Genomic DNA, 13,555 nt, shown 5'->3' with positions numbered 1-13,555 from the left:
GTTATGAGAACAATACTATTAGCATTCGTCGTGCTTTTTGGTTTTGCAGGGCAAAGCTGGGGGCAAAGTATAGAAACGTTTACCAATGTACACGACAGCTCAAATGAACATTTTGGAACAAAGGAAATACCGGCTGATATTCTGCAGAAAATGCTGGGTTATTATAAATATTACGATAGTAACAACGGCGAACCTTATGCAGAATTAAAAGAAAACAACAAAGGCTTTTTTCAAATGCACGGCACACCTGCTTATCCTATTGAATATTGGCTGGAAGTCAATAAACAAGGCGAGCCGCTTATGCGTAAAGGCGAAGATAATCCCAACTTTCAGATTGTACTTATTTTAAAATATGGGGCAAATAGCGAAGCAGGCGGTGGTTGGTGGAATGGAAAATACAGTAGAATTCCCGTAACCTTTGATATCGAAAATAAAAAAGCCAATATTTTCAGTGAACGCTATAAAGATTTTTAATACGAATGGATTAAGAAGTTTTTAAAAACCAATAAACTATAGGAATTATGAAAACATTACTCATAGCACTTTTCGTCTTGATGGTTTCGGGGGGAGTGTGGGGGCAGGTAGATAGCTTACTTGTAGAATCTGAACAAAAAATAATAAAAACGGATAAGAATATTGATAATTTAAAAGAGGAAATCGCTCTATTAAATCAAGAAGTAAGCAATGGAAGACAGAATGACAGCGAACAGATAAGGAGTTTACAAGTCAGAATGTCTAAAATGGAAGACTTACAAAATGAAATAGAAAGGCGGGAATTGGAAGTATACACCTATAATTATCAAGCGGCAGTTTTGCAATTAATAAAATTGAATTCGTTACTCAATAACCTTGACCTTTATGAGAAAACGAAAAGCTTCTATGAAGATATAAATAAAATCGGAAATCCATTAAATGATCCAAAATATGAGAGTTGGAAGCAAAGATTCAATGAATATATTAGTGCAAAGAAAAATCAACATCCAACATTAAATGTTTTACAAAACTTTATTCATAAAGATAGTAGTACAATAGGAATGTTGATAAATAATATTCCCTATATGAATGTTTTAAGTGAAGGAATCTCTTTGTTTACACAGAATTATAAAAAAGATAAGAGAATTTATAAGGAGAGTAGTGAGATCCTGATGCTCAATGTTAAATTATCATCATTTAATAAAGAAATTGAAATGATAAACAATAGTGAAGCATTAAAAGTTGCAATAGAAAATTATACGGGAATATATAATGCAGTACTAGATGAAAATATAGAACGATTAGGAGAGTCTAAAGGAAGGTTCACGAAGCCATTATATAGTGCTATGGAAGAATCAGAATATATGAATACATTGAAGTTAAAAGCAGCTCAATATGTAGAAAATAAAAGAAACGATAATATAAGAAATTGGAAGACTGAAATTAATACTCTTCTAAATTCAGTCCAAAAAATTAATGTGGACTTCGCTGAACTTGCATTAAAAGTAACCAATGATTTAAAAGCTTACCAAAATATTATCAATAAATACAAACAAGATTTGGATTTTAAAGGGAGATTTAATGACGCTGAAAGAAGCTTAGAGAATATCATTAGTGGTTTTGAAAAAAACTTTCCTATTAACAATAAGATAGATTACTCGTTGTATTTAACACCATAGGATGTAATAGATGCTTTTATGTTAATACATTTTTATTCATTATTCTAGAGATAAGGTGACTTAAGTAAATCGCAGCAAGTCAGAGTTTTAACATTATGAAAAAACTACTGTATACCCCAATTTTACTATTCGCTTTTACATTTGCCCAAGCGCAAAACGATATAAAAGCCAGATTGGAATTTGAAGAAGCCGAAAAAGCCTTCTCGGAAGAAAACTACGAAACAGCTCTGAAGCACCTGAATGAAACCGAAAAAGAATTAGGCAAATGGTCACCTTTGGTTTCCTATCTTAAAATAGAAAGTTTGTACGCCCTTACCGACATGGGAAATTTTGGAGCGCCGACCATGCAACCGCTTTATGAGGAAGTAACCCTATATATGACATACCTCAACAAGCTAAAAAGCGATGAGGTACCTATGGATAAATACAAAGTAGTATATGGTATCGAAAAAACATTAAAAGCTTTAAAGTTAGAGGAGCGCCAAAGTGCCGATTTCCTAAAAGCTAAAAAAGAGTATGATGCCAAAAACTACGATGTAGCTATTCCGCTATACGAAGAATTGGCACAACGAGGAAACAGTTCTGCAATGCACAGTTTGGGAATAATTTACAGAATAAAAAAAGATAATGAAAAATCCAAAGAATGGTACCTGAAAGCAATTGATAAAGGAAATGCTGTAGCTACGGGTGCTTTTGCTTATGTGAACACAGAAGAAGATATCAAACGAGAATATTTTGAAAAAGCCGCGAAATTAGGACATCCTTATGGTTTTTATGAATTAGGCTGGTATGCCAATAAAGATGGTAATGTAACAAAAACCATGGAATATTACCAACAAGCAGCAGATTTGGGAATCGCAGCTGGTTTATACAAAATAGGTGAAAAATATAAGGATGCTAAAGATTATACAAAAGCTTTCCCATACTTCAAAAAAGCAGCTATAAAAGGTCATTATAAAGCGATGGAAAGTCTGGGAGTATTGTATTTTAATGGAGACGGCGTTGAAAAAAACACGCAACTAGGAATGGAACATTTGTTAAAAGCAGCCAATTCTGGAATTACAAATTCAATGCGTATAATTGGTTCGGTATATCACAAACAACTAGGAAATTATGCTAAAGATTATACGAAAGCAGCAGAATGGTATCAGAAGATGATTGATAAAGGAGATGAATCCGGTTATCTGAATTTAGGAGATTTATACAGTTTGGAAGATAACAATCAACCTCAAAAAGCCCTGGAATATTATGAAAAGGTCGCTGAAGTTTATCCAGAAGTAACGTTAAAAACTGCTAATCTATACTTTTCCGGCAAAGGTGGCATTACAAAAGATTATGCAAAAGCAATAAAATACTATGAAAAGTATTATGATAACAAAAAGAAAAACGAGAGTTATATCGATAATCTTATCGAAATGTATAGCCGTGGTGGCAATGGCATAGAAAAAAATAAAGAAAAGGCGAAGTACTGGAAAGAGATAAGAAGGAAGTAGATATGATTATTCCTAACCCTTATACCGTCCGCAACGACGACTTTACCGACCCTATCGATGTGGTGTGTCCACGCTGTGAAAAAAAAGCGCTGGTCAGAGGTGCCGGCTTGTATTTGACTGCGGCCCGGCACGAAGAGAAGGTGCGCTTTGCCTGTGTCGCTTGTGGGTATGCTATAAAATATGGCAATACACCTAAGGTTGTGGTGGGAGCCAACCACAGAGTGGGAGCAAGGTACAGCAGGATATTGTACCTCAATGGCCCGGTGGATCCTTTTTTTGGATTTGCACTATGGTATTGTATTACGGCCAACGAGGGGCTGCTATGGGCCTATAATCTAGAACATCTGTCCGTTATCGAGGCTTATGTCAGAGATGCCTTGCGAGAGCGAAATGGTATACCTTATCAGAACGATAGCATAGCGAGCCGACTGCCCAAATGGGTCAGCTCGGCCCAAAATAGGGAATATGTGTTGCGGTTGATTGCTAATGCGAAGAATAGATAGATAAAAGAAATACTAATCGATCTTGAACAATTTAAATATATACACGATGATAAGGGAAGTGTTCTTTAAACAGGAATCTTCAGTTAAGGTAAGTGACATGCATTTACTTAAAACAGTTGGGCAATGGATGCAGAGCTGGGGAAACGAATGGGGAGGTGCGATTGTTAGAGTAGTTAAAAATATTGTCAATGTAGATTTTATTATTGGTGTAATTTCTACCTTGATATTTATACTTGCCGTGGTTTTGTGGTTTACTGCGTGGGGGTAGAAATATTAGAACGGTAATTGTTGAAAGTTAACACAACTATATATGGAGTAAAAAAAGATGCCGCGCATGTTTGAAAAAGCATGTTCGCGGCATCTGATTTTATTGTAAAAAACTTTAATTGCTCTTTACTAATTCGACACGTCTGTTTTTAGCTTTGTTGCCTTCGCTATCATTGGCTACCAGCGGACGTTCGGCTCCGAATCCTTGCGCTTTAAGCCTAGATTTGTCAATATCATCCGCAGTCAATGCACTCAGTACGGCATTGGCACGTTCTCCAGACAATTTTTTATTATGTGTAGCATCACCGGTATTGTCGGTATGGCCCTCAATATTGATGGTCAGTCCACTTTCTTTTTTCAATGCGGTAGCGATCTGTTGCACCACTTCTTTCCCATCTGTCGTTAGATTGGATTTGTCGGTATCAAAGTTGATGTACAGAATAGATTTTCCTTTTTCATTCAGGTCTTTTGCTATCTCGTCGGCGGTGATCTTCGTGATAGTTTGCGTCATCGTAGCTTCTTGCAGGATGTTTAATTTACCACCGGCATTATTTGCACTAAATTGTATGTAGATATTTCCTTGGTCTTTGGTACGGATCACATAAAACTTGATGTTTTCGTCAGCGTAGCCCATATCTCCCTCGTCTCCTTTATTGGGATCTTGCTTATTATAGCGGTCATATTCCTCACGGCCTATTGTTCCATCGAATACCTTGACCGCACCTGTAGACTGCAAATAGTCTTCCAGACTTTTTTCATAATAGCGTTTGGAGAACTCTTCACCTCGTTCAGCTTCGACGTTGATTTTGTAGAGTTTTCCTTCAAAAGGGGTCATTATACCGTTTATTGGGAAAAAGCATACGTCGAATTCTTTCTGAAAAGGTTTGTTCATCGATTTCAGACCTTTCGGCAAAGTGAAATAAGGAAAAGTACCGATATCTGTTGTCGTTACCGGGATGCTCTCGATATCAAATTTAGCGTTACTGTTTGTAGAAGTGTTTTCACTTTCAGTGTTTTGCGTAGATGATACGCTGTCTTGTGTATTGCCTTGTTCTTGTTTAGGGCTATTGTTACAAGCGAGAAACATTGCAGCAGAAGCGAACAATAATGTAGTCTTTGTCATGGAGTTCAATATAAATTGATTTCTAATTTCTGTAAAATCAGTGGACAAACCAAGTTAAATTATTGATTTCCTAATTTGAAAGGATGCCCCATCCGCTCATCATGATTGGCAATGCCTTGAAAGCCCATTCGGCATTGATCTCCCCATAGACTGGCTGAGCAGTTCGACTTTGTAGCTCATCGGCGCTAATGGCTCGCTGTTCAATGGATTTGGGCTTCATGACCAATGTTGGTGTTTTGTCATCTATAAAATAGATATCTATTCGAAGAATACCATTATTCTCTTCCAGGTAAAACGGATGGGTAAAGTTGATTGTATTATTAAATAAGGGAGAGGTATACACCAACAGTTTGTGCATCGTCATAGGTGCGTCTGAATCTATTGATTTTGGAGTAAGTTGAGAGACATTGCATTCATAGCCGTTAATGATCTCTGTTTTCTGAAGTTCTGTTCTGTTGAAGTTGTCGAGTTCAATAGCGTTACTCGCTCCTGCATCAGGATTTTTACTCGGGATGTATTGTGCATATATTTTCTTGTCGCTATCAGGAATCTCCTTTGTGTTGGTCAACGTTTGGAGGTAGAGACTCCCTTTGTCCTGTTTTTTATCGTGTAAGTTATCCATTTCCCATCCAAATCCTTTCACTTTTCCGAGCACTTTGTCCTCTTTTATATAATACGTACAAGAGGTTGTATTCATGGATAGAGCCAGTCCTGCGAGTGGATTTTTAGTCGCAATCTGTTCTATCACTTTTGTAATGGCTTGGACGTCTTTGTCATTTTTTAATAGATTTTGATATTGTGATTTGGGGTCTGCCTGCGAAAAATCAATTTTGCCGACAATTTTGCTCAGCTCTACATCCTGGGAAAATATACCCATTTCAATAATGCCTTGTTCGAATACCTCCGTTTTGATATCTGTATCTCCGTTTTTTTCTTTTTTATCTTTACCGCAGTTTGCGAATAAAGCAAGGATAGCAACCGACGTAATTAAAAAATTGATCTTCATTATATTTCTGGATTTCATATATATATAATTATTTCATGATCCGCCAGCTGGCGGACCGGTTTGATTTTCAGTTGTCTTATGGAATATCCAAATTACATTATGCGCGGATTGTTGTAATTGGTGCGCATGCTGCTTCGCGGTCATTCGTGTTTGTGCAGTCAGTGCTACATGGATATCTCATATGTAAACAATTATTTCATGAGTTTTTACTTGACAGTGTAATTAACTAAACCATAACTCTCGGTGTAAGAATTATCATAGGTTGTCTTCTCAAAAATGATACCGATACCTTTGGCCAACCATGTTTCATAAGTAATATGGTTCGTATAGCCCGTTGTACTGTTGTGGATTGATTTTTTGAGTTCAGCTTTTATCACATCTTTGTATGTTTTGCCATTTACTACGGCACTTGTTACTTTTTCCAAAATACGGCCCTCATTGCTATGTGTGATTGCTCCCGAAGCTAGTCCAGAAATTTGTAAGGTTATTTTCTCCTTCCATATTTCATTTACTTTCAAGTTGGTGTTGATGTAAGTTGCGGTACCTGCAGCGGTATTTATGCCCATCTGTGAGGTGGCACCGTGAAGAGAAATAAATACCCCGTTGTCTTCGCGAAAGCCGTCATTTAATGCTACTTCTGCAGTTGTCCCAACAGGTTTGAATTGGAAGTATGTTTTGCCTTCATGGGTTAGTGATTTGTGGATCAGATATTGATACTTGTCTTCTGGATCTTCCATATTCACCAGATTCCAGGTATTGCCAACAGCATATGGCCAATAAGTTCCAGAAACATAACCTCCTTCGCCAGGAGCAGGTTCGGTATCGTCATTAGATTTGCTACAAGAGCTGAATACAAGTAAAAGGGCTAGTAATAATGCGGTTTTCTTCATTAGTTTTGTTTTTAAAGCGTGTTCAATCCAAATTGAGGAATCTTATTCAAGTAGATAGAATGATTTTCTTTTACAAAACTAGTTTGCATTGCAATGATTTGAAATACCGATAATCAGGGTTTTTCCCCTCCTAATTATGGGAGGGTCATAACAATTGTTCCTGCACGATAAGCATGAGCAATTCAGAAGTGTTTCTGACTTTAAACTTTTGCAGCAGATTTTTACGGTAGGTGTCGACAGTGAATTTACTCAGAAAAAGTTCATCAGCAATGTCAGCGGTTGTCTTTCCTTGTGCGAGCAGTTTGATTAATTGCTTTTCTCTTTTGGTCAAGGAAGGGAAGTCTTTGTGTTGTAAGGGAGTGGTGAGTATGCGCATTACCTCTGGATCCATGACGACTTGTCCATCTAAAGCATCGTATATACAGGATAATAGTTTGTCAGAAGGTGTGCTTTTAAGCAGGAAACCAGAGGCTCCGTTTTCAAACATCTGTCGTATTATGCTCTGTTCGGCCTGATTGCTGAGCGCTACGATCTTGATTGACGGATATTTTATCTTTGTGTTTTTGCAAATATCCAATCCATTGCCATCCGGGAGGTTAATATCCAGAAGAATAACATCTACAGAAGGAGCGTCCTCCATAAATGTTCCAAAATCTGTTGCATTACCAAAGGCGTGGATCGTAATATCTGTTGTATGGTGAGCAAGTAGAGATTTTAACCCCTCTAATACAATAGGATGATCATCCAATATGACTACGCTTATGTTTTTAACTGACATGTACTTCGATATTAATAGTTGTTCCTTGACCTAGTTCACTTTCTATAGTGTGTTTTCCCCGCATGTAATCTATTCTACTTTGGATATTTTTGAGACCTAGTCCAGGGGTGAATAGTATACTTGCTACATCAAACCCCTGACCGTTATCTTCGACGGTCAATAGTATGGTCTTCTCATTTTGTATGCATTGTACAATAATGTTTGTCGCCCTCGCGTGTCTCTGGGCATTGACTAATAGTTCTTGTACGATACGGTAGAGGTTGATCTGTGTGCTTTTTGGGATTTTGGTCGATAGACCAGAAGATTGATATTCTATGGTGGTATCTGTTGTGGAAAAAGAGACACAGAGATCACTCAATGCCTCATCCAGTCCGCATTGAAGTAAGCTCTCTGGAACCATATTGCGTGCTATACGCCGTACTTCGGTAATCGAATCTTCAAGATTTAGTATGGCATGGTCCAATGTCGGCTGGGGATGTCTACGCTGTGACTCAGAAAGCTGGATGCGGATACCAGCTAGAGCCCCACCTAGGCTATCGTGCAGATCGCGGCCTATGCGTTGCCTCTCTCTTTCTTCGCCTTCCAGTAGTGCTTTGGCTACTTGGAGTTTGCTCTTCGTCTCCATCTGTTGAATGCGGTCTGCATTAGCTCGTTGTTTGTTTTTATAGATGTACAGGATGAATCCTGCAAGAGTTAACAAAAGGATGGTCGCGGCAGCAAACAATCCATTTAAAATCAGCTGGTTTTTTAGGCGTAATGCGATTTCACTTTGTTCGGCTTTCAGATGGTGTATTGCCGCATCTTTTTCTTGGGTCCGAAGCCTTACTTCTAGTCTGGAAATCTCTTCTGCAATTTTGTCCTTTTGTACAGCGTCGCGGTGTTTGAAGTACTGTTTCCAGTACTGTGTGGCTTGCTTGTAGTCGTTTACTTGTTCATATGCCGATGCATATGCAGGTAGTAGTTCGCTTAAGTCTACTGCTTTAAATGTGTTGAGATCCTTTGTTATACTGTCTATTGGGTGGCTCCGTTTCAGAGATCGGAGTGCTTTTGAATAATCTCCCATTCCAGCTAGTGCTTTATAACGTTGGAAATGAAGGTTGAGTAGATAACGTCGAGGTACCTCTTTGGCCTTAGCCAATGTTTTGTCTATTAGTCTTTCGGCCGCTTTATATTGCTTGGTCAGTACTAGATGCATGGCTTCATAAGAGGCAATACGTAACTCCTGTGGAAGGTTTGGCTGTATAAGCAAAAGTTCCTTAGCCCGCCGAATGACTGAATCCGCTTTCCCATCTATTTCTAATAGATTATAGACATTCGCTAAGGAGCCTAATGTGTGGATATGATTATGCAGTAGGGTTTGATCTTTGGGGCGGATAGTTTCGTATGTTTCTACGGCTTTCTCCAGATAGGGGGCTGCTTTGCTGTACATTCCCTGATTAAAAAAGGATCGTCCCATTTCTAGGGCTATCTCGGCATGGTATGATGCATTATTGAGTTTCTTAGCAAGCGGTATGACATCCTTCTGTAACATCCTAATTGCCTCGTCTGTGCGAGGCTGGTTGATAAGCCATCTTACCCGGTTTATCGAAAGCCGATAGGCGTAATCCCAGCTGTCCGGGGTGTCATATCGGCTAAAGATGGAGAGAATAGCAGTGACTTCTGCCTCATCCTTATAAGAGGGGATGGCTTGATATCGATAGATAGCGTTAAGATATGCGTTGTTATGTGATAGTTTTTTGCCTCGTTGGAGGTACGCTATTCCTTTTGTAGAATCTATATTGATCCACATCTTCGAGAGGTGGAAAGCTGCTCTAGCTTGTATGCTATCCGTTTTTCCTTGGTTTAATAAGGTTAATAAGCTGTCATTTCTTAATTGTTCTTGAGGCAAAAGTTGTGCATTAAGTACTTGGACTGATAGACTCAAAAATAGAACGTAAAATAATCTTTTCATGTTTTATGCTAGGTACTTGAGCAGGTAGCCAAAGATGCAAAATAAATGAGGTAATGTAAATACCCTATATTTAGGAGGGGGCCTAGAGGGATGAGACTTCACTATGAAATTATTAGGTTTTGGTTTTGTTTGAAATAGATTGTATATTAGGGAGATAACCGTTGTTATACCTAAATTGTATAAATATGAGGAGAATATATTATCTATTTGCTTTAGTACTTATTGGTACATCCAGTTTGCTTTCAGCTTGTAAATATGGCCGTTTTGTATGGTATAATTTTGCAGATCTCAATGATTACAAAATCTTTCCGAAGCGGGAATTGAAAGCTTCAACTACACCTTTTGTATTCCATCGTGCCAATATAGAGACACACCCCACAGGAACCAAATTCGAGGATAAAGAAGTCTCTTTTGAAGATTTTCTAAAAGAGACAAAGTCTGTCGCATTTTTGGTTATCCGTAATGATAGTATTCTTTATGAAAGGTATCTGGATAAATATGAGGAATCTTCCATTGTTCCATCATTTTCCATGGCCAAGTCGGTCACTTCTATGCTTATTGGTTGTGCCATCGATGACGGACTGATTGGTTCGGTGCAAGATCCTATTAGTAAGTATGTGCCAGAGATGGCTAAGAATGGCTTTGATAAGGTCACGATAGAACATGTGTTGCAGATGACATCCGGTATTAAATTCAATGAAGGCTATTACAATCCGTTTGGTGAAGTAGCTTCCTTCTATTACGGTACTGATCTGCGTAAAGATACGGAGAAATTGAAGTTGGAAGCGGAGCCCGGAAAGGACTTTGCCTACGCTAGTGGCAATACGCAGATATTGGGATTGGTACTGGAGCGTGTGCTGAATGGTAAAACAATTACGGAATATCTGGACGAGAAGATATGGAAACCTATTGGGATGGAGTATGATGCTTCGTGGAGTATTGATAGAAAAGAGGATGGTATCGAGAAGACGTTCTGCTGCCTGAATGCGCGAGCACGGGATTTTGCAAAGCTGGGAAGGTTGTATCTGAACAAAGGTAATTGGGATGGACAGCAGTTGGTGCCGGTGGACTGGGTCAAGGAATCAACGAAAGTAGACAGTACGGGAGGGAGTTACAAACGCTATCAATATCAGTGGTGGCTGCCTACGGAGAATGGTGATTTTGCAGCTCAAGGTATCTTAGGGCAGTATATCTATGTGAATCCGGATAAAAATCTTGTTATGGTACGTCTGGGACATAAGGTAAGTGCGAATTGGTTTAAAGAGTTTGTACGATTGGCGAAAGAATATTAAAATCTTGGGGCAGCCTCCTATGCTTGATACAAATATAGGAGACTGCCCCAAGATGTAGTTATTTACTGGTATAAAACAGAATCATTTCTTCGAGGGCACGGCTACAAACAGGACAGAAGTCTTTTGGTTTGTTGGCCTTCATCCTACAGTCGTGTGATGGAATATATAGTCCATTTCCTTTTAAGCCTTCAAATGCACCTATTTTAACAGTTCCTAACATGCTGTCTGGTGTAGGGATTGTGGTGTTTTTCGACACCATATCGGCCCATTTGCTTTTGAAGTCAACTAATGAGGTGTTGTTCTTTTCCCAAGGTTCTATCTTTTCAACAGCTTTGTTCTCAAAAACGTCAACCGCATAGAAGTATTCGTCTGCCAAACCTGCAAAGCTATGTCCAAATTCGTGTACTACAACGGGAGCAAACTGCTCATTTTTGGTCGTTGTAAGGGCATAGGAATTCAATATACCTCCACCGCCATAGACATCAGTATTTGCCAAAATAATGATATGCTGATAGGGGATGTTTTCTAATAAGTTGTGCAATAGTCTAGTGTGTGAAGTTGTTAGGTACCTTTCTGCATAGAAGGTGTCAAAGTTGGACTGTACGGCAGTAGACCGCCATATGTTTTTGGACGGAACGCTCACATTGGAGTCTTTGGAGGGGGATTTTACGGCGACAATTTCAAAAGCATTTTCGTGCTTCTTGAAAACCTTGTGTTGGAACAAACTGTGAACGGTTTTCTTTGCATAGTCCATAAACTCATCCATTTCCGCCTCTTGATATCCCTCTGCTACTATCGCAACGGTGATAGGGTTAGCAATTGATGCTTTATGTATTACCTCATAAGGGATGTCGTTTTTTGTCGCTTTTCTGATCAGAATATCGTTAGGGTCTACTAAGTGTGTCAATAGGACGGTTTCTTTATGCTGCTGGTTGAAGAAGGAGACTTCAACCTTGGCTTTTGCTTTTGGAAAAGGTACTAAATAGGAGTTCTCAAAACTCTTGGTGGTTTGTTTGGACTCCTCCTGGGTTAGCCATTCCTGAAATAGACTGCTGAAAGGTAATACATAAATCAGTTTGTTTGTCTCTGCATCATAGACTTTGACTTGGCCGTTGCCCTGAATAGGTGTTTTGCTTAAGTTGCCCCTTCTTCCATTCCATTTGTCCAGTTGTACCAGATCAGCTAGATAAATATGTTGGTCAGTACGGTTTCCCGCAAAAATATAATCTAGTCTTAATGTTTTTTCCGTGAAATAGTCGTCAAATTGTTGCGCTTCTGCCGAGATATAGGATAGTGAAATAGTGAGTACAAGTACTAGCTTTATTACTGCTTTATATAAAGTCATTCTGATGTATTAATTGTTTATTTTCTCTTATCTGTTCTGCTTTTGGCAAAAATAGGGCTTTACTTTTGTTTCTTGCTTATTGTTTCAAAAGTCTTTAACTTTCGTCATTAAAATAAACACAACATATAGCAACCTAAAAAAGGATATCAATGATTATTACGCATATTGAAATATATCGCTTGAGCATACCTATGGAGCCTTTTGTTATCGCGACAGGGACGATGGATTATGCACAGAATACGTTTGTTCGTGTACATACCGATGCGGGCATCTATGGGGTTGGCGAATGTTCTGCTTTCCCGATGATTGTCGGAGAAACACAGAATACCTGTCTTGCGGTAGCGCAGGATTTTGCAAAGATTTGGAAAGGAAAAGATGCGCTGGCTTTGGAGGACCGTCTGGCGGAACTACATCTTTATATCGCAGGTAATGCGACCATAAAATCTGCCTTTGATATGGCGCTGTACGATATTGCAGCCAAACATGCTGGTCAACCGCTGTACCGTTTCCTAGGAGGAGAGAAGAGAGAAATCACAACAGATATCACCTTAGGTATAGCTTCGGCCGACGAAATGGCAGAGAAGGCGCTTAAACTGAAAGAAGGTGGGGCATTTGCGCTAAAAGTAAAGCTGGGTAAAAATCCTGGGGACGATATCGGGCGCATCAAAGCGATCCGTAAGGCTGTAGGCTTTGATTTGCCTATCCGAATTGATGCCAACCAAGGATGGTCTTATGAAGGTGCTGTGGAGGCGCTGCAGGGACTAGAGGCTTATAAGATTCAATTTTGTGAGCAACCTATGCGTACCTATAATGATCATTTATTGCCCGAGTTACGTACGCAAACTATTGTGCCGATTATGGCCGATGAGTCAGTGTATACACATCGCGATGCCGAACGCCTGTGTAAGGCAGATGCCTGTGATTATATTAATATTAAGTTTTCTAAATCATCAGGTATACACGAGGCCTTAAAGATACAGACGGTGGCTGCAGAATATGGGGTAGCCTGTATGATAGGGGGAATGTTGGAGTCTCGCCTAGCTTTGGCCGCTAAGGTTCACTTTGCTTATGCTGCACCTAACGTTAAGTTTTACGACCTAGATACCTGTATGGTAGGGCACCTCGAAGATCCTGTAGAAGGCGGTATCCAATATAATGGATACGGTATATCGATATCCGACGAGCCTGGTATTGGTGCTGATATCAAACAGGAATTTTTGGATAAATGTGAGAAGTGGGTGATTTAAGGAGTTAT

The 13,555-nt window shown here is 39.1% G+C and carries 13 protein-coding genes; 7 read left to right on the top strand and 6 right to left on the bottom strand.

Annotated features, from left to right (window positions below):
• Positions 1 to 3 precede the first annotated feature (3 nt).
• The 5 genes from CLV99_RS15440 to CLV99_RS15420 all read left to right on the top strand — a co-directional run bounded on the left by CLV99_RS15440 (position 4) and on the right by CLV99_RS15420 (position 3,916).
• Positions 4 to 474: a hypothetical protein gene (locus tag CLV99_RS15440; protein ID WP_133585411.1), complete on the top strand. Its 471-nt coding sequence runs from the start codon at positions 4 to 6 to the stop codon at positions 472 to 474.
• Positions 475 to 521: 47 nt separating this feature from the next.
• Positions 522 to 1,652, top strand: a complete 1,131-nt coding sequence (locus tag CLV99_RS15435; RefSeq protein WP_133585410.1) for a hypothetical protein — start codon at positions 522 to 524, stop codon at positions 1,650 to 1,652.
• Between the two features lie 95 nt (positions 1,653 to 1,747).
• Positions 1,748 to 3,145 carry a tetratricopeptide repeat protein gene (locus CLV99_RS15430; RefSeq protein ID WP_133585409.1) on the top strand — a complete coding sequence of 466 codons (1,398 nt, stop codon included), beginning with the start codon at positions 1,748 to 1,750 and terminating at the stop codon, positions 3,143 to 3,145.
• Between the two features lie 2 nt (positions 3,146 to 3,147).
• Positions 3,148 to 3,648, top strand: a complete 501-nt coding sequence (locus CLV99_RS15425) for a hypothetical protein (protein ID WP_133585408.1) — start codon at positions 3,148 to 3,150, stop codon at positions 3,646 to 3,648.
• Positions 3,649 to 3,694: 46 nt separating this feature from the next.
• Complete coding sequence (locus tag CLV99_RS15420; protein ID WP_133585407.1) at positions 3,695 to 3,916, top strand: hypothetical protein; 222 nt, start codon at positions 3,695 to 3,697, stop codon at positions 3,914 to 3,916.
• 114 nt (positions 3,917 to 4,030) lie between these two features.
• On the opposite strand, the gene CLV99_RS15415 is transcribed toward CLV99_RS15420, so the two are convergent.
• From CLV99_RS15415 to CLV99_RS15395, 5 genes are all read right to left on the bottom strand, one after another.
• Positions 4,031 to 5,038, bottom strand: coding sequence for an OmpA family protein (locus CLV99_RS15415; RefSeq protein ID WP_133585406.1), 1,008 nt, complete (start codon positions 5,036 to 5,038; stop codon positions 4,031 to 4,033).
• Between the two features lie 70 nt (positions 5,039 to 5,108).
• Complete coding sequence (locus CLV99_RS15410; protein WP_211348551.1) at positions 5,109 to 6,062, bottom strand: hypothetical protein; 954 nt, start codon at positions 6,060 to 6,062, stop codon at positions 5,109 to 5,111.
• Between the two features lie 188 nt (positions 6,063 to 6,250).
• Entirely contained in the window at positions 6,251 to 6,934 is a 684-nt protein-coding gene (locus tag CLV99_RS15405) for a hypothetical protein (RefSeq protein ID WP_133585404.1), read from the bottom strand.
• 145 nt (positions 6,935 to 7,079) lie between these two features.
• Positions 7,080 to 7,712 carry a response regulator gene (locus tag CLV99_RS15400; protein ID WP_133585403.1) on the bottom strand — a complete coding sequence of 211 codons (633 nt, stop codon included), beginning with the start codon at positions 7,710 to 7,712 and terminating at the stop codon, positions 7,080 to 7,082.
• Positions 7,702 to 9,663, bottom strand: a complete 1,962-nt coding sequence (locus CLV99_RS15395) for a tetratricopeptide repeat-containing sensor histidine kinase (protein WP_133585402.1) — start codon at positions 9,661 to 9,663, stop codon at positions 7,702 to 7,704. Before CLV99_RS15395 ends, CLV99_RS15400 begins: the two co-directional genes overlap by 11 nt.
• A gap of 185 nt (positions 9,664 to 9,848) precedes the next feature.
• Between CLV99_RS15395 and CLV99_RS15390 the strand changes: the two genes are divergently transcribed.
• Positions 9,849 to 10,955, top strand: a complete 1,107-nt coding sequence (locus CLV99_RS15390; protein ID WP_133585401.1) for a serine hydrolase domain-containing protein — start codon at positions 9,849 to 9,851, stop codon at positions 10,953 to 10,955.
• Between the two features lie 58 nt (positions 10,956 to 11,013).
• Here CLV99_RS15390 and CLV99_RS15385 read toward each other — a convergent pair whose 3' ends face one another.
• Positions 11,014 to 12,300, bottom strand: a complete 1,287-nt coding sequence (locus CLV99_RS15385; RefSeq protein WP_133585400.1) for a M64 family metallopeptidase — start codon at positions 12,298 to 12,300, stop codon at positions 11,014 to 11,016.
• A 149-nt stretch (positions 12,301 to 12,449) separates the two neighbouring features.
• On the opposite strand from CLV99_RS15385, the gene CLV99_RS15380 reads away from it, so the two are divergent.
• Entirely contained in the window at positions 12,450 to 13,547 is a 1,098-nt protein-coding gene (locus tag CLV99_RS15380; protein ID WP_133585399.1) for a mandelate racemase/muconate lactonizing enzyme family protein, read from the top strand.
• Positions 13,548 to 13,555 lie beyond the last annotated feature (8 nt).

Source organism: Sphingobacterium yanglingense, from assembly GCF_004363245.1.
Classification (GTDB): Bacteria; Bacteroidota; Bacteroidia; order Sphingobacteriales; family Sphingobacteriaceae; genus Sphingobacterium; species Sphingobacterium yanglingense.
Note: the sequence above shows the minus strand (reverse complement) of the source record. Positions and strands in the feature narration are given on the sequence as shown.

Coding starts and splice junctions, on each gene's coding strand:
- CLV99_RS15420 (WP_133585407.1), top strand. CDS start 3,695: ATGATAAGGGAAGTGTTCTTTAAACAGGAATCTTCAGTTAAGGTAAGT.
- CLV99_RS15405 (WP_133585404.1), bottom strand. CDS start 6,934: ATGAAGAAAACCGCATTATTACTAGCCCTTTTACTTGTATTCAGCTCT.
- CLV99_RS15395 (WP_133585402.1), bottom strand. CDS start 9,663: ATGAAAAGATTATTTTACGTTCTATTTTTGAGTCTATCAGTCCAAGTA.
- CLV99_RS15435 (WP_133585410.1), top strand. CDS start 522: ATGAAAACATTACTCATAGCACTTTTCGTCTTGATGGTTTCGGGGGGA.
- CLV99_RS15430 (WP_133585409.1), top strand. CDS start 1,748: ATGAAAAAACTACTGTATACCCCAATTTTACTATTCGCTTTTACATTT.
- CLV99_RS15410 (WP_211348551.1), bottom strand. CDS start 6,062: ATGAAATCCAGAAATATAATGAAGATCAATTTTTTAATTACGTCGGTT.
- CLV99_RS15415 (WP_133585406.1), bottom strand. CDS start 5,038: ATGACAAAGACTACATTATTGTTCGCTTCTGCTGCAATGTTTCTCGCT.
- CLV99_RS15400 (WP_133585403.1), bottom strand. CDS start 7,712: ATGTCAGTTAAAAACATAAGCGTAGTCATATTGGATGATCATCCTATT.
- CLV99_RS15380 (WP_133585399.1), top strand. CDS start 12,450: ATGATTATTACGCATATTGAAATATATCGCTTGAGCATACCTATGGAG.
- CLV99_RS15440 (WP_133585411.1), top strand. CDS start 4: ATGAGAACAATACTATTAGCATTCGTCGTGCTTTTTGGTTTTGCAGGG.
- CLV99_RS15390 (WP_133585401.1), top strand. CDS start 9,849: ATGAGGAGAATATATTATCTATTTGCTTTAGTACTTATTGGTACATCC.
- CLV99_RS15425 (WP_133585408.1), top strand. CDS start 3,148: ATGATTATTCCTAACCCTTATACCGTCCGCAACGACGACTTTACCGAC.
- CLV99_RS15385 (WP_133585400.1), bottom strand. CDS start 12,300: ATGACTTTATATAAAGCAGTAATAAAGCTAGTACTTGTACTCACTATT.